The 20,870-nt window shown below is 68.9% G+C and carries 17 protein-coding genes and 1 riboswitch; of the genes, 3 read left to right on the forward strand and 14 right to left on the reverse strand.

Translation table 11 applies throughout. From position 1 onward, the window contains the following. Window positions 1-195: 195 nt before the first annotated feature. Window positions 196-909 carry a riboflavin synthase gene (locus C5F75_RS26535; RefSeq protein WP_059573759.1) on the forward strand — a complete coding sequence of 238 codons (714 nt, stop codon included), beginning with the start codon at window positions 196-198 and terminating at the stop codon, window positions 907-909. A 96-nt stretch (window positions 910-1,005) separates the two neighbouring features. On the opposite strand, the gene C5F75_RS26540 is transcribed toward C5F75_RS26535, so the two are convergent. The 11 genes from C5F75_RS26540 to C5F75_RS26595 form a co-directional block, all read right to left on the reverse strand. Then, complete coding sequence (locus tag C5F75_RS26540) at window positions 1,006-2,247, reverse strand: voltage-gated chloride channel family protein (protein WP_059573758.1); 1,242 nt, start codon at window positions 2,245-2,247, stop codon at window positions 1,006-1,008. Between the two features lie 80 nt (window positions 2,248-2,327). After that, window positions 2,328-2,433, reverse strand: a riboswitch (Fluoride riboswitch). A gap of 82 nt (window positions 2,434-2,515) precedes the next feature. Beyond that, window positions 2,516-3,535: a chemotaxis response regulator protein-glutamate methylesterase gene (gene cheB / locus C5F75_RS26545; RefSeq protein ID WP_059573757.1), complete on the reverse strand. Its 1,020-nt coding sequence runs from the start codon at window positions 3,533-3,535 to the stop codon at window positions 2,516-2,518. Beyond that, a complete protein-coding gene (locus tag C5F75_RS26550) occupies window positions 3,532-5,841 on the reverse strand; it encodes a hybrid sensor histidine kinase/response regulator (RefSeq protein WP_059573756.1) in 2,310 nt (769 codons plus the stop codon). Before C5F75_RS26550 ends, cheB begins: the two co-directional genes overlap by 4 nt. Continuing rightward, complete coding sequence (locus C5F75_RS26555; protein ID WP_059573755.1) at window positions 5,838-6,554, reverse strand: chemotaxis protein CheW; 717 nt, start codon at window positions 6,552-6,554, stop codon at window positions 5,838-5,840. Before C5F75_RS26555 ends, C5F75_RS26550 begins: the two co-directional genes overlap by 4 nt. A 46-nt stretch (window positions 6,555-6,600) precedes the next feature. Continuing rightward, window positions 6,601-8,016, reverse strand: a complete 1,416-nt coding sequence (locus tag C5F75_RS26560) for a CheR family methyltransferase (protein ID WP_099317197.1) — start codon at window positions 8,014-8,016, stop codon at window positions 6,601-6,603. Continuing rightward, window positions 8,013-8,525 carry a chemotaxis protein CheW gene (locus C5F75_RS26565; RefSeq protein WP_059573753.1) on the reverse strand — a complete coding sequence of 171 codons (513 nt, stop codon included), beginning with the start codon at window positions 8,523-8,525 and terminating at the stop codon, window positions 8,013-8,015. The genes C5F75_RS26560 and C5F75_RS26565 overlap by 4 nt, the downstream gene beginning before the upstream one ends. After that, entirely contained in the window at window positions 8,522-10,198 is a 1,677-nt protein-coding gene (locus C5F75_RS26570; protein WP_104012945.1) for a methyl-accepting chemotaxis protein, read from the reverse strand. The genes C5F75_RS26565 and C5F75_RS26570 overlap by 4 nt, the downstream gene beginning before the upstream one ends. A 123-nt stretch (window positions 10,199-10,321) precedes the next feature. Beyond that, a complete protein-coding gene (locus C5F75_RS26580; protein WP_059573751.1) occupies window positions 10,322-11,455 on the reverse strand; it encodes a hybrid sensor histidine kinase/response regulator in 1,134 nt (377 codons plus the stop codon). 490 nt (window positions 11,456-11,945) lie between these two features. Continuing rightward, window positions 11,946-13,529 carry a Na+/H+ antiporter gene (locus C5F75_RS26585; protein ID WP_099317195.1) on the reverse strand — a complete coding sequence of 528 codons (1,584 nt, stop codon included), beginning with the start codon at window positions 13,527-13,529 and terminating at the stop codon, window positions 11,946-11,948. Between the two features lie 232 nt (window positions 13,530-13,761). Next, window positions 13,762-15,195 (reverse strand): aldehyde dehydrogenase family protein, encoded by a 1,434-nt coding sequence (locus C5F75_RS26590; RefSeq protein WP_099317194.1) that lies wholly within the window; start codon window positions 15,193-15,195, stop codon window positions 13,762-13,764. A gap of 29 nt (window positions 15,196-15,224) precedes the next feature. After that, complete coding sequence (locus C5F75_RS26595; protein WP_059639075.1) at window positions 15,225-16,865, reverse strand: acetolactate synthase large subunit; 1,641 nt, start codon at window positions 16,863-16,865, stop codon at window positions 15,225-15,227. Between the two features lie 400 nt (window positions 16,866-17,265). Here C5F75_RS26595 and C5F75_RS26605 point away from each other — a divergent pair, with 400 nt between their 5' ends. Next, window positions 17,266-17,583: a type II toxin-antitoxin system RelE/ParE family toxin gene (locus C5F75_RS26605; RefSeq protein WP_060163117.1), complete on the forward strand. Its 318-nt coding sequence runs from the start codon at window positions 17,266-17,268 to the stop codon at window positions 17,581-17,583. A gap of 3 nt (window positions 17,584-17,586) precedes the next feature. Continuing rightward, a complete protein-coding gene (locus C5F75_RS26610; protein WP_059573746.1) occupies window positions 17,587-17,886 on the forward strand; it encodes an addiction module antidote protein in 300 nt (99 codons plus the stop codon). 48 nt (window positions 17,887-17,934) lie between these two features. Here the strand turns inward: C5F75_RS26610 and C5F75_RS26615 are convergent, their stop codons facing one another. From C5F75_RS26615 to andAb, 3 genes are all read right to left on the reverse strand, one after another. Further along, on the reverse strand, window positions 17,935-19,221 hold the full coding sequence (locus C5F75_RS26615) for a DUF445 domain-containing protein (protein WP_089465445.1): 1,287 nt from the start codon (window positions 19,219-19,221) through the stop codon (window positions 17,935-17,937). A 107-nt stretch (window positions 19,222-19,328) separates the two neighbouring features. Continuing rightward, window positions 19,329-20,549 (reverse strand): anthranilate 1,2-dioxygenase system ferredoxin--NAD(+) reductase, encoded by a 1,221-nt coding sequence (andAa, locus tag C5F75_RS26620; RefSeq protein ID WP_059573744.1) that lies wholly within the window; start codon window positions 20,547-20,549, stop codon window positions 19,329-19,331. Then, window positions 20,539-20,865, reverse strand: a complete 327-nt coding sequence (andAb, locus tag C5F75_RS26625) for an anthranilate 1,2-dioxygenase ferredoxin subunit AndAb (protein WP_039344765.1) — start codon at window positions 20,863-20,865, stop codon at window positions 20,539-20,541. The genes andAa and andAb overlap by 11 nt, the downstream gene beginning before the upstream one ends. Between the last annotated feature and the right edge of the window lie 5 nt (window positions 20,866-20,870).

A 20,870-nucleotide genomic window follows, 5' to 3' on the forward strand; every position in this document is an offset into this window, starting at 1 on the left:
TTGAACTGCTCGTTGTACTTCGTCATGAAAAACACCCCAAAGGTTGGACGGGTGTCCAACTTTTGGGGTGCAGTTCAAAGCGCACGGCCTTTTTCGTGCTCGCGGATCTTGCGCGGCGGCACCGGGCCGCGCGCCGCGTCCGCCGCCAGGATCACTTATCATGTCGGCCAGGCAATTCGCGACGAAAGGCAGACCATGTTTACAGGCATTGTTCAGGGTGTTGGCACCATCAACGCCATCAAGGATCACGGCGAGCTGAGGACGTTCAGCATCGAATTCCCCGAGCGCTTCACCGACGACATCGAGATCGGCGCGAGCGTGTCGGTCGATGGCGTGTGCCTGACGGTGACGACCATCCATTCGCCGGCGCTGATCGACTTCGACGTGATGCTGCCGAGCCTGCGGATCACGACGCTCGCCGACCTTACGACCGGCGCGCGCGTCAACGTCGAGCGGGCCGCGAAGGACGGCGCGGAGATCGGCGGGCATCCGCTGTCCGGTCATGTCGATTTCACGGGGACCATCGCGCACATCGCGTCGTCCGAGCACAACCGGATGATCCGCATCGGCGTGCCGGCCGAATTCAAGCGCTACGTGTTCGCGAAGGGCTATATCGCGATCAACGGCTGCAGCCTGACCGTGTCGGACGTCAATCGCGACGAAGGGTGGTTCGACGTCTGGCTGATTCCGGAAACGCGCCGCGCGACCACGTTCGATGCGAAGGGCGTGGGCGACAAGGTCAACATCGAGATCGAGCGCAGCACGCAGGTCGTCGTGGATACGATTCGCGAGTCGGTCAAGGAAACGCTCGGCGAATTGAATGGCGTCGTCACCGCGCTGCTCGCGGAAAAAGGCATCGATATCGAGGAACTGCTGGCGCGTAACGTCGCGCGGCTGCCGAAGCAGTAAGCGCGATGCCCGCGTGCCAGGTGATCCGCCGGATCACCGGGTACGGGATATCGCATCGCGCCGCGGCGATCGAACGACATCGGCCGCGGCCACCCGTCACTCCCCCTCCACCCGCGCCCCCTTCCCCACCGCCACGCGCTGCGCGCGATAAATCCCCGCGTGCCCGGAAAACAGATACGCGACGACACAGGCGACGATCGCATACACGCCGATATCCGCGCCGAACAGTTCGATCGCCATGATCGTCGACGCGATCGGTGTGTTCGCGGCGCCCGCGAACACCGCGACGAAGCCGAGCCCCGCGAGCACGGGTACCGGCAGCGCCAGCACCTGGCCGAGCGCATTGCCGAGCGTCGCGCCGATGTAGAACAGCGGCGTCACCTCGCCGCCCTTGAACCCGGACGCAAGCGTGACGACGGTGAACGCGAACTTGCCCGCGAAATCGTAAAGCGGCAGCGGGCCGTGAAACGCGGCCTCGATCGTCGGGATGCCGAGGCCGAGATACTGCGGCACGTTCAGCACGGTCGCGGCCACCGCGACCAGCAGGCCGCCGATCACCGGCTGCAGCGGCGCATGGCGGATCACGCGGCGAAACCACGCGGTCAGCGCATGCGTCGCAAACGCGAACAGCCGCCCGACCACGCCGAACGCGATGCCCGCGACGACCGTCACGGCGAGCCCGGTCACGGTGACGGCCGGCACGGATGGAATCGCATAGGCCGTGTGATGGACGCCCCACGCGCGGCACACGACGTCCGCGACGATCGCCGACGCGACGCAGGTCAGCAACGCGTCGTAGCGCAGGCGCCCGATCGCGAGCACCTCGAGCCCGAACACGGCGCCCGCGAGCGGCGTGCCGAACACCGACGCGAAGCCGGCCGCGATGCCGCCCATCAGCAGCACGCGGCGATGCTCGCGATCGAGGCGGAGCACGTGCGTGATGCGATCGGCAAGCGCGCCGCCCATCTGCACGGCCGTGCCCTCGCGCCCGGCCGAGCCGCCGAACAGGTGCGTGACGACGGTCGCGACGAGCACGAGCGGCGCCATCCGCTTCGGCACGAGCGCCTTCGGGTCGTGAATCTCGTCGATCAGCAGGTTGTTGCCGCGCGCGACCGACTGGCCGAATCGATGGTAGATCCAGCCGGTGGCGAAGCCGGCGGCCGGCAGCCCCCACAGCAGCCACGGATGGGCGACGCGCGTACCGGTCGCCCAGTCGAGCGCGATCAGGAACAGCGCGGAAGCCGTGCCGGCGAGCGCGCCGAGCAGGGCCGAAAGCGCGAGCCAGCGGCACACGTAGCGCACGGTCGCGAAAAAATCGGCAGAAGTCGTGAAAAACATGATTTCCCAGATTCGACGGAACATCAAAACCTGGGCGGCAGAATACCGGATGGACGGCCTGCGACCTCCTGACGACCCAGGAACACGCAGGCATCATCAGCCGGGCAAACCGGCGGTTGAGGGCCGCACCGCGCGCGCCACGCGCCGGGAACGACCGCAGGGAGGCATGCCATCTCCGCAGGCGGCAATTGTACGCGACGGCGCGCCACGCACACAATGCAGACGCCGCCGGGCCGCTGCGAAACGACGGCGCCTGCCCGCTGCGCCGTCAGTCGCGCGGCGCGAGCGCGATCCGCGCGATCAGCCGGGGCGCGATCTGCTCGAGCGGCAGGATCGCCGACGCCGCGCCGATCGCCGCGGCCGCCTTCGGCATCCCGTACACGGCGCTGGTCGCCTCGTCCTGCGCGATCGTGTACCAGCCCTTCGCACGCATCGCCTTCAGGCCGAGCGCGCCGTCGCGCCCCATGCCGGTCAGCAGCACGCCGAGCGCCTCGCCCTGCCAGCCGTCCGCGACGCTGTTGAAGAACACGTCGATCGACGGCCGGTACGGCGTGTCGGCCGGATGCCGCGTATAGCCGAGCACGCCGCGCGGCGACAGCGTCAGATGGTCGTTGGTCGCCGCGAGCAGCACCGTGCCCGCTTCCGGCACGCTGCCCTCCCGCGCGACGCGCACCGGCAGCCGCGTGTAGCCGTCGAGCCATTCGGCCATGCCGTACGCGAATGCCTGGTCGACGTGCTGGACGATCACGATCGCGGCCGGAAAATCGGCCGGCAGCGCGCGCAGCAGCGCGGTGAGCGCGGTCGGCCCGCCCGCCGACGCGCCGATCGCGACGAGCGTCGGCTGGCCGCGCGCGGACGCGGGCCCCGGCGGCACGAGCGCCGCGGAGCGGCTTTCGAGCAGCCGGCCGATCTGGTCGATCTTCGCGAGCAGCGCCTGCGGCGACGCGTCGGTCGACAGCCCGAGCGCGAGCGTCGGCGTGTCGACCGCGTCGAGCGCGCCCGCGCCCATCGCCTCGTACACCGACGACGTATTGGCGCTGACGCTCGCCGTCACGATCAGGATCGCGCACGGCGCGCGCGCCATGATCCGGCGCGTCGCGGCGACGCCGTCGACCTTCGGCATCACGAGATCCATCAGCACGACGTCGGGCGGGTGCGCGACGCAGAAATCCACCGCCTCGTCGCCGTCGGTCGCGACCCACAGCACGCGATGGTCCGCGCGCAGCGCGATCACGCGGCGCAGCGCCTCCACGGCCAGCGGCAGATCGTTGACGATGCCGATGTTCATTCTCGCGCGTCCCCGATCAGGTCGTGCACGGCATCGAGCAGCGCTTCGTCGTGGAAGCTGCTCTTCGCAAGGTAGTAATCGGCGCCGGCGTCGAGCCCGCGGCGGCGATCCTCGTCGCGATCCTTGTACGACACGATCATCACCGGCACGCGCTTGAGCATCGGGTCGCCCTTGATCAGCGTGACGAGTTCGATGCCGTCCATGCGCGGCATGTCGACGTCGGTCACGACGAGATCGAACGCATCGCTGCGCACCGCGTTCCAGCCTTCCATCCCGTCGACCGCGACCGTCACGTCGTAGCCGCGCTTTTCCAGCAGCTTGCGTTCGAGCTCGCGCACCGTCAGCGAATCGTCGACGACGAGCACGCGGCGGCGCCGGTCGGCGAGCGCGAGCTGCGGATCGCGCGAGACCCGCGCGAGCTGCCCGCCGCGCACGAGCTTGTCGACCGAGCGGATCAGGTCCTCCACGTCGACGATCAGCACCGGGTCGCCGTTCTCGAGCAGCGCGCCGGCCGCGATGTTCTGGATCTTGTTCAGGCGGCTGTCGAGCGGCTGCACGACGAGCATCCGTTCGCCGAGGAAGCGGTCGACCGCGACGCCGTACAGCTCGGGTTCGCCGCCGACGACCACGACGGCCGTACTGGCGCGCGCCACGTCGGGTTCACCCGCGTCGAGCAACTGGTGCGCGGCGACGAGGCCCGCGCGCCGGCCGTCGAACGGAAAATGCGGCTGCCCTTCGAGCACGTCGATGTCGTCGTGCGCGAGTTCCAGCGTGCGGCGCACGTGCGCGAGCGGGAACGCGTACGGCTCGCCGCCGACCTCGACGAGCAGGCTGCGGATCACCGACAGCGTGAGCGGCAACTGCAGCACGAAACGCATGCCGGCACCCGGCTCGTTGAAGATCCGTACCGCGCCGCGCACGCCGCGCACCATCTCCTGCACCGCATCGAGGCCGACGCCGCGCCCCGATACGTCGGTCACCGCGTCGCGCATCGAGAAGCCCGGCAGCAGCAGGAATTCGAGCAATTCGGGATCGGACAGCCGCGCGGCCGTCTCGTCGTCGGTCAGGCGCTGGCGCACGACGGCCGCGCGCAGCGCGTCCATGTCGACGCCCGGCCCGTCGTCGATCACGCTGACGAGCAGCGAGCCGGCGCTGTGGCGCGCCTCGAGCGTGACGCTCGCCTCGGCCGGCTTGCCGCGCGCGTGCCGCGCTTCGGGCGAATCGACGCCGTGGTCGATCGCGTTGCGCAGCAGGTGGCCGAGCGGCGCGTCGAGCAGGTCGAGGATGTCGCGATCGACCTGCGTGCCTTCGCCGACGATCGAGAAACGCACCTGCTTGCCGAGCGAGCGCGCGAGATCGCGCACGATGCGCGGATACGCACGCGTCGCGTCGCCGAACGGCCGCATCCGGCATTGCAACGCCTCGTCGTAAAGCTGCTCGGCGATATGCGTGCTGCGCCGCTCGAAGCGGTCGAATTCGTCCATGCGCTCGGCGAGCGAGCGCTGCAGGTCGTTGAGCATGTGCCGAACTTCGTTCATCGACGCGAGCATGCCGGCGTCGAGATCGTCGGCGAACTGCTCGACCATCAGGTCGAGCGAACGGGCCGCGTCGCGCTGCGCGCGCTTCACGCGCAGCATCGATTCGGCGAACGGCTTGAGCCAGCGCGATTCGACCAGCGATTCGCCGGACAGGCTCAGCAGCCGGTTCAGCGTATCGGCGCGCACGCGGCGCATCGCGCCGGCGCCCACCACGCGGCCGGCCTGGGCCGGATCGGGCGCCGGGCCCGACACGGCGAGCGGCGGCACCGCGGCACCGGCCCCGACCGGCTCGTTCGCGGCGCCGTCGTGCTCGCGATACGGCACGAACGACGGCGGCGCGGGCGGCGGCGCGGCGGCCGGCGCCTGCATCGTCTGCGCGCCGTCGGCGCCCGTCAGCGCCGCCGCGAACACGTCGATCTCGGTCTGCGACACGGGGTGCCCCTGCGGATCGCCGACGCGCACCAGCAAATCGACGCCGGCCAGCAGCACGTCGACGTGCGTGGCCGTCAGCGCGATCGTGCCGGCCTGCGCGGCGACGAAGCACTCTTCCATCCGCCCCGCGATCTCGACGCCCATCGGCACGCCGACGATGCGGGCGGCGCCCTTCAGCGAATGCGCGGCGCGCATGCACGCTTCGAGCGCGACGGAATCGGGCTCGCCCGATTCGAGCGCGAGCAGCCGCTCCGACAGCGCCTGCGTCTGCGTGCGCGTCTCCTCGCGATACAGCTCGAGCAGCGACAGGTGGCTCAGGTCGTCGTCGCCGCTCATCGCATGCTCCGTGTCACGGCGTCGAACAGACGGTCGTCGTCGAGCAGCCCCACCGACTTGCCGCGCCACGACAGCACGCCGCGCGACAGGCCGGCGCTCGCTCGCCCGACCGTCGCGGGCACCGGCACCCAGTCGGACGCGCCGAAGCGCAGCACGCCCTCGACTTCGTCCACCGGAAACACGACCGGTTCGCCCTGGTGCGCGGCCACCAGCAGCCGCGTGAAACGGCCGTCGCCACCACCGCTCCCGCCGCGGCCGGCCTTGCCGGCATCGAGGCCGAGCAGCGCGCCGATCGAGATCGCGATACGCAGCGTGCCGCGGATGTTGACCACACCGCGCACGGCGGAATGGCGTCGATGCGGCAGCGAATGGATCGGGCGCGTGCCGGCGATCTCGCGCAGCACGCCGATCGGCAGCGCGAGCCATTCGTCGGCCACCCGGAACGCGAGCGCCGCATGGCGCGCGTCGCCGGCGGCGTCGCCCGCGCGCGCCGTGCCGAACGCGCTCATCCGGCGCGTGACGTCCGCCATCTCGGCCACGTCGAGCGGACGCTCGAGCAGTCTCGCCGCGTTCGACGCATAGACCGGGCAGTTCAGACAGCGCTGGCAGTCGTTCAGCCGTTCGCACGAGCGGTCGCCGCGCGTGCCGATCCGGTTCCAGCAGTCGTCGACGTCGAGCGTCGCATCGTCAGTGGCAGCGGCGTCGCGGTTCATGCATTCCTCCGGTCATCGCGGTGTCGGTCCCATTCCCGTCGTCGTGTCAGCCGGCCGAACGCCGGGCGCGTTCGAGCAGCCATTGCGCGCCCGCGCGATCGCCGCCGACATCGAGCAGCGTCGCCAGATGCGTCAGCGCCTCGTGATGCGTGGGGCGCAGGTACAGCGCCTTCCGGTAGAAGTCGCTCGCTTCCGCGGCGCGCCCGCGCGCATCCGCGATCAACCCGTTCAGGTAGAACGCATCGGCATGCGGGCCGACGCGCGCCGAGAACTGCGCGAGCACGCGCTCGGCCTCGTCGAACGCGCCCGCGTTCGCCAGGGCCTGCGCATCCTCCAGCGTCGGGACATCGTCGATTGCCGGCGCAATGCCGTCGTAGGCCGGTACGGCCGCCGCGGCGGTCGCCACCGTCAGGTCGGCCCGTGCGTCGACTGCGGCCGTCTCCACGGCCGGCGCCGCCGCGAACGGCTGACGCACGTCGCCGAACCAGGCCGGGGGCGCGACGGCCACCACCGGGCGCGGCGCGGCGAGCGGGGCGACCGTGAAGCGCTCCGCGCGCTGGTGCGGCACCGCCGCGGACAGCGGCGCAACCGGCCGCGCCGCGCATGCATCGGCCGCCGCGCCGGCCGGCTCGCGATGAAACGCGAACGCCAGCGGCACGCGCGCCGAGCGCATCCCGTGCCGCATCGCGACGCCCGTCTCCGCCGGCCCGACGAACAGCATGCCGTCGTCGGCGAGGCGCGCGTCGAGCGAGCGGATCACGCGATCCTGCGCGTCGCGGTCGAAATAGATCAGCACGTTGCGGCAGAACACGAAGTCGTAGCGAATGCCGGTATCGGCCACCGGCTCGACGAGGTTCGCGTGGCTGAACTGCACGCACGCGCGCACGCGCTCGTCGAGCAGCCAGCCGTCGCGGGTCGGCGTGAAATACCGCGTACGGAACTCCGTCGCCGTCCCGCGGAATGCATTGCGCCCGTAACAGCCGAGCCGCGCCTGCTCGATCGCGCGCGCGCTGAGGTCGATCGCGTCGATCGCGAAGCTGGCCGGCTCGAGCCCCGCATCCAGCAACGCCATCGCCGCCGAATACGGCTCCTCGCCCGTCGAACACGGCGCGCTCAGCACGCGGATCACGCGGCCGGGCATTGCGGCGAGCCGTTCGGCGGCCAGCCGCGCGAGCGTCGCGAAGGCCTCGCGGTCGCGGAAGAACCACGTCTCCGGAACAACGAACAGCTCGATCAGCGCGCGCCGTTCGTCGGCCGACGCGTTGAGCTGCTGCCAGTACGCATCGAGCGCTTCCGGCGTCACGGGCGCCCGCGCAGCCGACGGCACGCGCTCGCCGTCGGCCTGCAATGCATGCACGCGATCGGTCAACGCCCGCATCAGGAAATCGTTGCCGAGCGAATCGGGGTCGATGCCGGTCTCGCGCAGCAACCAGCCGCGAAATCGCGATTCGGACACGTTCATGCAGACTCCTCCCCGTGGCCCGACAGGCCGTCGAACAGATACAGGCGCGCAACGTCGTCGATCAGGTCGGGCACCGACACCTGCTGCACGACGCCGTCGGGCGTGTTCGCGACCCGCCCGAGCCAGCGCGTGCGCGCGGTCGCGATGCCGCTCGCGCGAAACGCCGCGCGGTCGATCCGCATCGTCTGCGTCGCACGCTCGACGATCAGGCCGATCGTGCGCTCGCCGTCAGCGTGACCGGCGCGATAGCGGACCAGCACGAGCCGCGTCGAGCGCAGCGCCTGCGCGCGCCGCCCGAGCGCCAGCATCGGCACGTCGATCACCGGCACCGGCTGGCCGTCGCGCATCAGCAGCCCGGCGATCCAGTCGGGCGCGCCGGGCATCGCCTTCATGACGGCGAGCGGCAGCACCTTGTCGATGCCGGCCGCGTCGAGCGCATAACGCTCGCCGTCGAGCTCGAACATCAGGAACAGCGCGCGCGCGCCGTTCTGCGGATCGGCGCGCGTCACGCGTCGACCTTGAAGCGCGACACGCTGGTGCGCAGCTGGTTCGCGACGAGCGTCAGGTCGTCGATCGCCTGCGACGACTGGCGCAGCGATTCGGCCGTCTGCTGCGCGGCCTCCGACAGTTGCGACAGCGCCTGCGTGATCTGCTCGGCGCCGTTCGCCTGCGTCTGCATGCCTTCGTTGACCATCTGGAAGCGCGGCGCGAGCGTCTGCACCTCGGCGATGATCTGCGACAACTGCCCGCCGACCTGCTGCACGTCGAGCATCCCGCGGCGCACTTCCTCGGAGAACTTGTCCATCCCCATCACGCCCGCCGACACGGCCGACTGGATTTCCTTCACCGTCTGCTCGATGTCGTAGGTCGCCACCGCCGTCTGGTCGGCGAGGCGGCGGATCTCGGTCGCGACGACCGCGAAGCCGCGGCCGTACTCGCCGGCTTTCTCCGCCTCGATCGCCGCGTTCAGCGACAGCAGGTTGGTCTGGTCGGCCACCTTGGTGATCGTCGCGACCACCTGGTTGATGTTCAGCGCCTTCTCGTTGAGGATCGCGAGCTTCGCGTTCACCGAGCCGGCCGCGTCCATCACGCTGCGCATCGTCTCGCCCATCCGCGTGAGCCCGCTCTGGCTCAAGCCCGCGAGCGTCGCCGACTGCTCGGCCACGCCGGCCACCTCGTTCATCGTGCGCAGCAGGTCGCGCGACGTCGCGAAGATCTCGCGCGAGGTCGCGCCGATCTCGGTCGTCGTCGCGGCCGTTTCGTTCGCGGTCGCCTGCTGCTCGCGCGAGGTGGCCGCGATCTCGGCCACCGACGTCGTCACCTGCAGCGACGATTGCTGCGCGCGCGACACCAGCTCGGTCAGCTCGTCGGCCATCCGGTTGAAACCCGTCTCGAGCGTGCCGAACTCGTCGCGGCGACGCAGGTCGAGGCGATGTGTCAGGTTGCCGGTGCGCATCACGTCGTGCACCTCGACGAGCCGCGCCATCGGCACGGTGACCGACCGGTACAGCATGTAGCCGAGCCCGAGCGCGGACAGCAGCATGAACGCCAGCGCGGTCGCCAGCACGATCTCGGTGTCCTGCACGGATTCGCGGATCAGCTTCGCGGACTGCTCGGCGAACTTGCGGTTCTCCTGCACCAGCACGTTCGCGTTGCGCACGACCTCGGTCCACGCGGGCAGCGTTTTCGCGTACGCGGCGACCGCGTCTTCGCGCGACGCGCGGCCCTTCTGCACCGCTTCGTTCAGCAACGGCACGTAGTGATCGTAGGCGCCGCGGAACGCCGTGAAGCGCTGCCGGTCGTCGTCGCGAAACGTCGTGTTCTGGTAGTCCACCGTCAGCGACTCGACCTCCTTCAGCGCGTCGGCGATCTTCGCGAGATCGCGCTGCGCGGCGTCGGGATCGGTTTCGACGAAGATCGCGCGCTGCAGCAGCGTGAACGATTCATTGACCGCGCCGCGCAGCGTCGACGCGAGGTAGACGCCGGGCAGCGAGTCGCGCTCGATGCTGACGGCTTCGGCGTTGATCGCACGCAGTCGCTCGTACGACACGCCGGCCGTCACCAGCATCAGCACGAACAGCACGCCGAAGCTGAGCAGGATGCGATTGCCGAGCGTCAGCCGGGCAGCGCCGATCGTCGGATGCAGGCTTTCATTGGTCGCGCGGGGCGTCACGGTGGCCATGTTCGTTATGGGCTTTCTAAATTCAGCGTTGAAAAAACCGCGCCCGCGTGCGCGCCGAATGGCGCGCCACGAGCGCATCGAGGTCTCTCGGGCGGCGCGGCGGCGGCAGGCCGCGCCGCGACGTCACCGCTCCGCCTGCGCCGGCAGCCGAAGCGCGACCATGAAACCGCGCGCCGTATTGCGCATCAGGATCTGGCCGCGATGCCGCGCCGCCGTTGCGCGGACGAATGCGAGGCCGAGGCCGAAACCGCCGCGCGCCGCGCCATGCGCGGATTCGAGCTGCACGAACGACTCGGTCGCGGCCGTGCGCTGCTCCGGCGCGATGCCGGCGCCGGCATCCTCGACGCCGATCAGCCAGGCGCCGTCCTCGCCGCCCAGCGTGCAATGTACGTCCATCCCGGCCGGGCCGTATTTCAGCCCGTTGTCGACCAGGTTCGCGACCGCGCGCGTCAGCATCATGCGGTCGCCCATCGTCACGCACTCGCCGTCGGGCACGTGCGCGATCACCCGGCAGCCGAGCCCGGCCGCCTTCTCCCACAGCTGGTCGACGGCGTCGACCACGATCTCGTTGAGACTCACGACTTCGTGCGCGCGGCGCTCGGACTGCGCGCGGGTCAGGTGGATGAAGCCGTCGGCGAGCGCGAGCGCGCGCCGCGCATGGCCGGCGATGCGCTCCATGATCGCCGGCATGTCGCCGTGTTCGGCCCGGTAGACGTCGAGCAGCGCGAGGATCGACGTCTGCGGCGAACGCATGTCGTGCGACAGGAAATCGAGCGCCTCGTCACGCTGCCGCGACATCAGGTACGAATTCGAGTGGTAGCGAATGCGCGCGGTCAGCTCCATCGCGTCGGGAAGTTTCACCAGATAGTCGTTCGCGCCGGCAATGAACGCCTCGCGCTTGACGATCGGCTCTTCCTTCGCCGACAGCACGATGATCGGCACGCGCGCGGTGCCGGCGTCCGCGCGCCACGCGCGCACGAGATCGAGGCCGTCGATCTCCGGCATCACGAGATCCTGCAGGATGACCGTCGGCTTCACGTCGCGCGCGACCGCCATTGCCCGATGTGCGTCGGTGCACACGTGCAGGTCGATGTCGTGCTCGCTGCGCAACGCGCGGCGGATCACCTCGCCGACGAATGGCTGGTCGTCCACAAGGAGGACCGATAACCCCGATTCGAGGCAATCCGAGGCATTATCACTACTCGATTCTTTCATAAATCCAGTTTCAAACGCCGAATCTCCAAACGATTCTTTCATAGGAGTTGTTTATCCGACTGGGACGCCATCTTATATTGGCAGTTGAAAAACCCGCCTGATTCCGCCGATTAGGCCTGTCGGCACTGCCTTGCGGGGCTTCGGGCGCCGTTGTTTCCCCGTCGACGACCGCATTACCTCCGCATTCTTTCTCTCAATAAACATAACCGGCTGATTCTAAATGAAATTAGAACACAGCATCTATCTCCTTCCGGTTTAGTTTTGCCAAATATGCAGAAAGAGACGGCAACGGATAAATCGGATCATTTCCGGATTCGACGCACGATAACGTTTGCGAGACCCGCGCCATAAGGCTTGCATGTCGTGCAAGGCTGCGGGATCGGTCGTATTGGGGCCTGATCGTGGCGAGTCAAATCGGCAGTGCGAGGGGAAATCGCGCGGCGGGCGACGCTCGATCCGCATGCGTATGAGAACCGGCGGGGAGCCGGCAGGACGCCGGCCCCGTGGGGGTGAATCGTGAGCCCGCGGCCGATTAGCCGCGCGCGTGCTGCGCGGACACTTCCTGCAGGTCGAGGTCGCGTTCGAGCGTGTGCAGCATCTCGTCGTGAATGCGCCCCGACCGGTGCAGGCGCAACAGCTCGGCGCGCCCGGCCCGGATCGCGGCCAGCACCACGTCGTAGTGCGCGGTGCGCACTTCCACCGGATACGCGGGCGCGTTCTTCGACCGCTCGGTCAGCTCGGCGCGATACGTGTATTGCTCGAGCAGGCGCGGATGGATCACGACGCCGTTCTCGTCGCGCACGAGCGGCTGGATCGCCGCGAGCTGCGCGGCCTCGACGTACGCCCACGTCTGCGGCTCGGTCAGGTGGTGCGCGGCGCGCTCGTCGCGCGGCGGCAGGCGCAGCAGCCGGATCAGCGGCCCGATCGTCGTGCCCTGCAGCAGCACGGTGACGAGGATCACCGCGAACGATGCGACCAGGATCACGTCGCGGCCGGGCAGCGCCTCGGGCAGCGACAGCGCGATCGCCAGCGTCACCACGCCGCGCATCCCGGCCCAGCTCATGATCGTCGCGGCCTTCCAGTCGGGCGCCTCGCCGCGGCCCGCGAGGCCGCGCACCGGCCACTTCAGCGCCTCGACCGCGTAGATCCACACGAAGCGCGACACGATCACCGCCGCCAGCACCGCGAGCACTGGCGGCACCATCGTGCCGAGCACCTGCTCGAAGCCGCCGAGCCGGTGGATCGCGCCGCGCAGCGACAGCCCGATCAGCACGAACACCAGCGCCTCGAGCAGGAACACGATGACCTGCCAGAACGCGGTGCCGCGCGTGCGCACGGCCGCCGAAAACACTTCGTGCTGATGCCAGCCGACGATCATGCCGGCCGTGACGGTCGATATCACGCCCGACACCTCGACCATTTCACCCGCGATGTACGCGATCCAGCCGGCGATCACCGCGACGGTGATCACGAGATAGTCGTCGTCGAGCAGCTTCAGGAACCACACGACGAGCTTGCCGACCACGAAGCCGACCACCACGCCGCCGAGCCCGAGCTCCGCGAAGCGCACGACCGCGTGCTCGAGGCTGAACGCGCCGGTGAGCGCGGCCGCGACCGCGAAGCGGAACAGCACGAGGCCGGCCGCGTCGTTCAGCAGGCTCTCGCCTTCGAGCAGCACCATCAGCCGGCGCGGCAGCGCGACGCGTTCGAGCACGGCCTTCGCGGCCACCGCATCGGGCGGCGACACGATCGCGCCGAGCGCGAAGCACGCGGCCCACGGCAGCGTCGGCACCACCCAGTGCACGGCGAAGCCGACCGCGAACGTCGTGAATACGACCGCGCCGATCGCCAGCATCAGGATGCCGCCGACGTTGCGCTTGAATTCTTCCCACACGGAGAAGTACGCACCGTCCATCAGCAGCGGCGGCAGGAACACCAGCAGCACCAGCTCGGGATCGAGATCGATCGGCGGCAGGCCGGGGATGAACGCGATGCCGATGCCGCCGATCAGCAGCGCGGCCGCGGGCGGCAGCCGCAGCCGCTTGGCGATGCATTCGAGCGCGACGATCGCGAGGAATGACAACAGAACCAGCTTGAATGCCGAGACGGGGGACATGAATCGACCTCGTGAAGAATGAATTCGCGCGTTCCGGCGTCGTACCCCGGCCGGCAGTTTCGCGCGATTACATCACGAGGCGACGCCCATCGTCGAGCCCGTTTCGGGCAGTTCGGCGCGCGGGACACGCGCGGCGCCGCACCGAGCTCGCGACGCGCCATGAAGAACGGCACGCGGGCCGGCCCGATCGCCCGCCCGCGTGCCGCCGTGGCGCCGCGCCGCCTGCCGCGCGTTACCGGCGCCGCACGACCATCAACCGCGGCTCGGTCATGTCCTCGATCGCGTAGCGGACGCCTTCGCGGCCGAGGCCCGAATCCTTCACGCCGCCGTACGGCATGTTGTCGACGCGGAACGACGGCACGTCGTTGATCACGACGCCGCCCACCTCCAGCTCGTCCCACGCGCGCTGCGCATGCGTGAGCGAATCGGTGAACACGCCGGCCTGCAGCCCGAAGTCGCTGTCGTTCACGCGCGCGAGCGCGTCGTCGAAGCGGTCGAACTTCTCGAGGATCGCGACGGGGCCGAACGCCTCCTTCCGGTACAGGTCCTGCTCGCGCCCGACGTTCTCCAGCAGCGTCGCCTCGAACATCGCGCCGTCGACCTTGCCGCCCGCGACGATCTTCGCGCCCGCCGCGACGGCCGCGTCCATCCAGCCCGACAGCCGGCGCGACTCGGATTCGGAGATCATCGGCCCGACGAACGTCGACGGATCCTTCGGATCGCCCATCTTCAGCGAACGCGTCTTCGCGATCAGCTTCTCGCGCAGCGCGTCGTACAGGTCGGCATGCGCGAGAATCCGCTGCACGCCGATGCAGCTCTGGCCCGACTGGTAGTACGCGCCGAACGCGAGGCGATCGACCACGTAGTCGAGCCGCTCGCGCTGATCGGCATCGACGATCGCGGCCGCGTTGCCGCCGAGTTCCAGCACGACTTTCTTCTTGCCGGCCTTCTCCTTCAGCGCCCAGCCTACCGCCGGCGAACCGGTGAACGACAGCAGCTTGAAGCGCTCGTCGGTCGTGAAGAGGTCGGCGCCGTCGCGATGCGCGGGCAGCACCGAGAATGCCCCCTTCGGCAGGTCGGTTTCCGCGAGCACCTCGCCGATGATCAGCGCGCCGATCGGCGTGCGGCTCGCCGGCTTCAGCACGAACGGGCAGCCGGCCGCGAGCGCGGGCGCGACCTTGTGCGCGGCGAGGTTCAACGGGAAGTTGAACGGCGAGATGAACGAGCACGGGCCGACCGGCACGCGCTTCGTGTAGCCCGTATAGCCCTGCGCCCGCGCGGAAATCTCGAGATTGACGATCTCGCCGTCGATGCGCACCGATTCCTCGGACGCGACGCGGAACGTGTCGATCAGCCGCGTGACTTCGCCCTTCGAATCGTTGATCGGCTTGCCGGCCTCGATGCACAGCGCCTCGGCCAGCTCGTCGAAACGTTCGCGAAACCGCGCGACGCAATGATCGAGCACGGCCTGCCGCTTGTAGGCCGGCATCTCGCGCATCGGCTTCGTGGCGTCGACTGCCGCGGCGATCGCCGCGTCGATCGCCTTCGCGTCGGCCAGCGCGACGCGCGTGGCGACCTTGCCGCTGAACTTGTCGGTCACCTCCAGATCGGTGTTCGCGTAGACGGCTTCGTTGGCGAGATAGTACGGATAGGTTTCCTTCAACATGGAACGACTCCTTCCTGTGAACGGGGAATTCAGAGTTGCGCCGACAGGCGCTTGATCTCGCGGTTCAGCACGCGCTCGTTGTCCGAGTAGTCGATCGGCACGTCGATCACGTGCACGCCCGGCGACGCGAAGCATTCGCGCAGCAGCGGCTCGAGATCGTCGGCCGACTCGACGCGATGCCCGTGCGCACCGTAGCTTTGCGCGTACGACACGAAATCGGGGTTCTGCAGCGTCATCGCGAAATCGGGAAAGTTCATGTTCTCCTGCTTCCAGCGGATCATCCCGAACGCGTCGTCGCGCAGGATCATCACGACGATGTCGAGCTTCAGCCGCACGGCCGTTTCGAGTTCCTGCGAATTCATCATGAAGCCGCCGTCGCCGCACACGGCGATCACCTTGCGCTGCGGATGCACGATCTTCGTCGCGATCGCCGACGGCAGGCCCGCGCCCATCGACGCGAGCGCGTTGTCGAGCAGCAGCGAGTTCGGCTCGTGCGCACGCCAGTACCGCGCGAACCAGATCTTGTACATCCCGTTGTCGAGACAGACGATGCCGTCCACCGGCAACGCGTTGTACAGGTCGTTCACGATCCGCACCGGGTACATCGGGAAGCGCGGATCGTGCTGGCCCTTTTCCAGATGCGCGTCGAAATGCGACTTGATCATCCTGAAGCGCTCGAAATCCCAGTGCGATTGCGGCGTCAGCGCCTCCTTCATCTGCCACACCGCATTCGCGATGTCGCCGACCACCTCGATCTGCGGGAAATAGACGGGGTCGACCTGCGCGCCGAGGAAGTTCACGTGGATCACGGTCTTGTCGTCGGTGCGCATGAAGAACGGCGGCTTCTCGATCACGTCGTGGCCGACGTTGATGATGCAGTCCGCATGCTCGATCGCGCGATGCACGAAGTCGCCGTCGGACAGCGTCGCGTTGCCGAGCCACAGCGGGTGCGTCTCGTCGATCACGCCCTTGCCCATCTGCGTCGTGAAGAACGGAATGCCCGTCTTGTCGACGAATTCGAGCAGCATCTTGCAGGTGGTCTTGCGGTTGCCGCCCGCGCCGATCATCAACAGCGGATGACGCGCGGCCTGGATCGCGTCGACCGCATGCGCGACCGCCTTCTCCTCGGCCACCGGCCGCCGGCTGTAGCTGCGCGGGATCGGCTTGCCGTCGCCCTCCTCGTGCGCGATGTCCTCGGGCAGTTCGAGGTGCGCGGCGCCCGGACGCTCTTCCTCCGCGCGGCGAAACGCCTCGCGCACGGCCGACGGGATGTTGCCGATCGACACGATCTGCCGCGTGAACTTCGTGAGCGGCTGCATCATGTCGACCACGTCGACGATCTGGAAGTGGCCCTGCTTGCTGGACTTGATCGGCTTCTGCCCGGTGATCATCAGCATCGGCATCCCGCCGAGCTGCGCATACGCGGCGGCCGTCACGAAGTTCGTCGCACCCGGCCCGAGCGTCGCGAGACACACGCCGGTGCGGCCCGTGAGGCGGCCGTAGGTGGCGGCCATGAACCCGGCCGCCTGCTCGTGCCGGGTCAGCACGAGCTTGATCTTCGATCGCCGCAGCGATTCGAGCAGATCGAGGTTTTCTTCGCCTGGAATGCCGAACACGTACTCGACGCCTTCGGCTTCCAGCGCCTTCACGAACAGATCCGATGCTTTCATGGGACTCTCGGTTATGCCGCCTGCCCGGCCTACGGACACGCGGCGTTCAGGACGCGCGCCGGCCTACGGCACGCGGACGCCTTACCTGCTGGACACAAACCACGGCACTGCTCGCCGCGCGGCACGCGATGCCGGAGCGTGATGCGCGATGCGCGGCGGCGCCTCCGGATGATGGAGGACGAACGGATCCGCCCGCGCGCGGCCAGCTCGCGCGAACGGCAAAGACGTTTTCGATTGTAGACGGATTCCTGAAATTCCGGCTTCGACCGGATGGCCGGCTCCGCCAGCGGAAAGATCGGCCTGACGGCCAGTCAACACCCGCCGACGCGCCGGCCGGGCTGTAATGGCAACGATGTTCCATTCAACAGGCATGTGAACCATGGTTGACACACTGCAATTCATGCCCTACAGTCCTCCTGCATTCAGCATCCGGACCACCGACGTCTTCGACGCCTGGTTTGCCGGCCTGCCCGATCGCATCGCAAGGCGCCGCATCCAGGCGCGCATCGACCGCCTGTCGATGGGCAATCCGGGCGACTGGAAATCCGCCGGCTCGCCCGTCGTCGAAATGCGCATCGATCATGGGCCCGGCTATCGCGTCTACTACGCGAGGCGCGGGACGATCTGGGTGATCCTGCTCTGCGGCGGCGATAAATCGACGCAACAGGCCGACATACGCGCCGCGCACGCAATGCTCGCGCACCTCGACATGGAGTGATCGATGGACAAGATCAAGACGCGGCCGTGGGATTCGGCCGAACACCTGAAAACCGAAGACGACATGGCCGACTACTTCGACGCCTGCCTGCAGGAGGCCGGCGACGATCCGGCCTTCATCGCGCACGCGCTCGGCGTGATCGCCCGCGCGCGCGGCATGTCGCAGGTCGCGCGCGATGCGGGCCTGTCGCGCGAAGGGCTGTACAAGGCGCTGTCGCACGACGGCAATCCGAGCTTCGGCACGATCCTGAAAGTCATCAAGGCGCTCGGCCTGCAATTGCACGGCGCCAAAGCGTCCGCGTGATCCGGCGGCGCGCGGCGTCGCGTCATGCGCGCAACGCCCGTGCCCGCGTCAGTGCAGCCAGCCGGCCGCCCAGCGCGGCGCCAGCGACACCAGATACAACCCGAGTCCGATCAGCCCGCCGACCAGCGTGCCGTTGATGCGGATGTACTGCAGATCCTTGCCGATGTTCAGTTCGATCTGTCGCGACATCTCGCGCGCATCCCAGTTGCGCACCGTGTCGCGAATGTGACGCATCAGGAAATCGGCAAAATCGGGCGCCATCTCGTGCACGGCCTTCTCGATATGCTCGTTCAGCGACGCGCGCAGCGCCGGGCTCTCGGCGAGCCGCGCGCCGAGCCAGCCGCCGAGCGTCGCGGCCTGCCGGTGCAGCGCAGAATCGGCGCGCGCGAGATCGGCCTTCAGCCAGGCCCGCAACTGGCCCCACAAGTCGCGCACATAGTCGTTGAACGCGTCGCCGTCGCGGATGTAGCGTTTGATCTCGTCGCCCTTCGCGATGAATGCGGGGTCGTGCTTCAACCGCTCGGTCAACCGCACGACCGTCCGATCGAAGCGTTGCCGCAGTTCATGCTCGGGGTCGGCCGCCACGCCTTCCAGCACGCGGCTCACCGCACTCGCGAGCATCCGCGCGCCGTTCTCGCCGAACCACTGCGTCGGCATGATCTTCTCGACCTTCGGGTATTGCGTCTTCAGCCATTCGACGATGAAGCCCGCGATCACCTCGCGGTTCTCTTCCTTGCCGAGCACGTCCACCACCTGTTCGATCGCGTCGTCGAGCAGCGCCTGGTGGCGGCCGTCCTTCGTCAGCGTGTCGAGGATCGCACCGGCCGATTGCGACAGGTCGACCCGGTCGATCACCGCGCGGAATGCATCGTGGACGAACGACTGGATCCGCGCGTCGTCGGTCATGTCGAGCGCGAAGCTCATCAGCTTCGTCACGTAGCCGCCGAGCGCGTCGGTGTTCGCCGGCTCGCCGAGCCACGCGCCGAGCATCCGCGCCGGGTCGTGCTGGCGGATCTGCGCGGCGAGCGCGTCGGGGCCGAGGAATTTCTCGCGCACGAACACCGCGAGGTTGTCGGCGATCTTGTCCTTGTTCTTCGGGATGATCTCGGTGTGGCGCGACACGAACGGGATCGGCACGCGGCGGAACAGCGCGACGACCGCGAACCAGTCGGCGAGCGCGCCGACCATCGCGGCTTCGGCGACGGCCTTGAAACCGTCGACCCATGGGCCGCGCGGCAGCAGGATGGTCGTGACGAACACCGCGACGGCCGCCAGCAGCAGCCACAGCGCACGGCGCTTGCTTCGTTTCAGTTCGAGAGCTTTGTCTGGCGTCATGGAGGACGGGCGGATCGGCGATGTCGTTAATATCCCCGATTTCGCCGCAGCCGACAAACCCGCGGCCGGCGTCGCACACACGGCGCATGCGCGCCGCGTGTGCCGCGCTACATGAACGCCTTCAGACCGACGGCCGGATCGGCCAGCTTCACCGGATCGGGCACCGCGCCTGCCGCGATCAGCCGGCGCGACGCGCCGATGTCGCGCCCGAGGTTCGCCGCGGCCACCGCGACGATCCTGCCGTCGTCGCCGAGCCCGAACACCGTGAACGGCCCGCTCGCCGGATCGCCGCGCACGACGATCGTGCGTTCGCCGCCGAACAGCCCGAGCATCTGCAGGTTGCAGTCGTACTGATCGGACCACAGCCACGGCAGCTCCGCATAGCGCTCGTCGGCGCCGAGCAGGTTCGCGGCCGCGACGGCCGGCTGGTTCTCGGCCACCTGCCACGATTCGATCCGCACATGCCGCCCGAGCAGCGGATTGAAGTGCATCGTCACCTCGCCCGCCGCGAAGATCGCCGCATCGGCCGTGCGGCAGCCCGCATCGACGCGTATCCCGTTGTCGACGTCGAGCCCGGCCGCCTGTGCGAGCTCGACGTTGGGCACCACGCCGATGCCGACCACGACGATATCGGCCGGCACGTCGCCGCGATCGGTTTCGACGATCGCGCCGCCGCCCGGCGCGCGACGGATCGCGCGCGGCAGCGTCGCCAACCGGAAGCTCACGCCGCGCCCATCGTGCAGCCGATGCGCGAACGCACCGACCACTTCCGGCAACGCGCGCTGCAGCAACCGGGGCGCCGGATCGATCACCGTCACGTCGCAGCCGAGCTGGCGCGCCGCCGCCGCGACCTCGAGGCCGATGAAGCCGCCGCCGAGCACCGCCACGTGACGCCCCGCCGCAAGTTGCGCTCGCAACGAACGTGCATCGCCCACGGTACGCACGTAATGCGGCACGACGCCCTCGTCGACCGGACCACCGAACGCACGCACCCGCGAACCCGTCGCGAGCACGAGTCGCGCATACGGCAGCGTCGTCCCGTCGTCGAGGCGCACGCGCCGTGCATCGCGCTCGATCGCCTCGACGCGCGTGCCGAGCCGCAGCGCGATGCGCTGCGCGTCGTACCACGCCGCATCCCGGATGAACGCGCGCTGTTCGCCGCCATCGCTCAGCAGCGCGTCCTTCGACAGCGCCGGCCGGTCGTACGGCAGCTCGCGCTCCGCGCCGATCATCACGATGCGCGCCGCCGCATCGCGTGCGCGCAGCGCTTCGGCGGTGCGCCGCGCCGCGTGGCCGGCGCCGACGATCACGAACGGATCAGCCGACATTGACTTCCACCTGCCCGTCGACGATCCGGATCGGATAGGTCCGCACCGGCTCGGTGATCGGCGCGCATTTCGGCGCGCCCGTGCGAATGTCGATCAGCCCCTGGTGCAGCGGGCATTCGACGCAGCCGTCCTCCACATAACCTTCGGACAAGCGCGCGTGACCATGCGAACAGAGGTCGTGCATCGCGAACAGTTCGTCGCCGATCCGGAACACGGCGATCGGCTTCTGGCCGGCGACGCGCGCCGCCGGTTCGTCTTCGGAGAATTCGTCGAAAGCGCCGAGCGGATGCCACTCGGCCAGCGTTGCTTCGGTCATGTCGT

It is taken from the genome of Burkholderia anthinoferrum (assembly GCF_002925705.1).
Classification (GTDB): domain Bacteria; phylum Pseudomonadota; class Gammaproteobacteria; order Burkholderiales; family Burkholderiaceae; genus Burkholderia; species Burkholderia semiarida.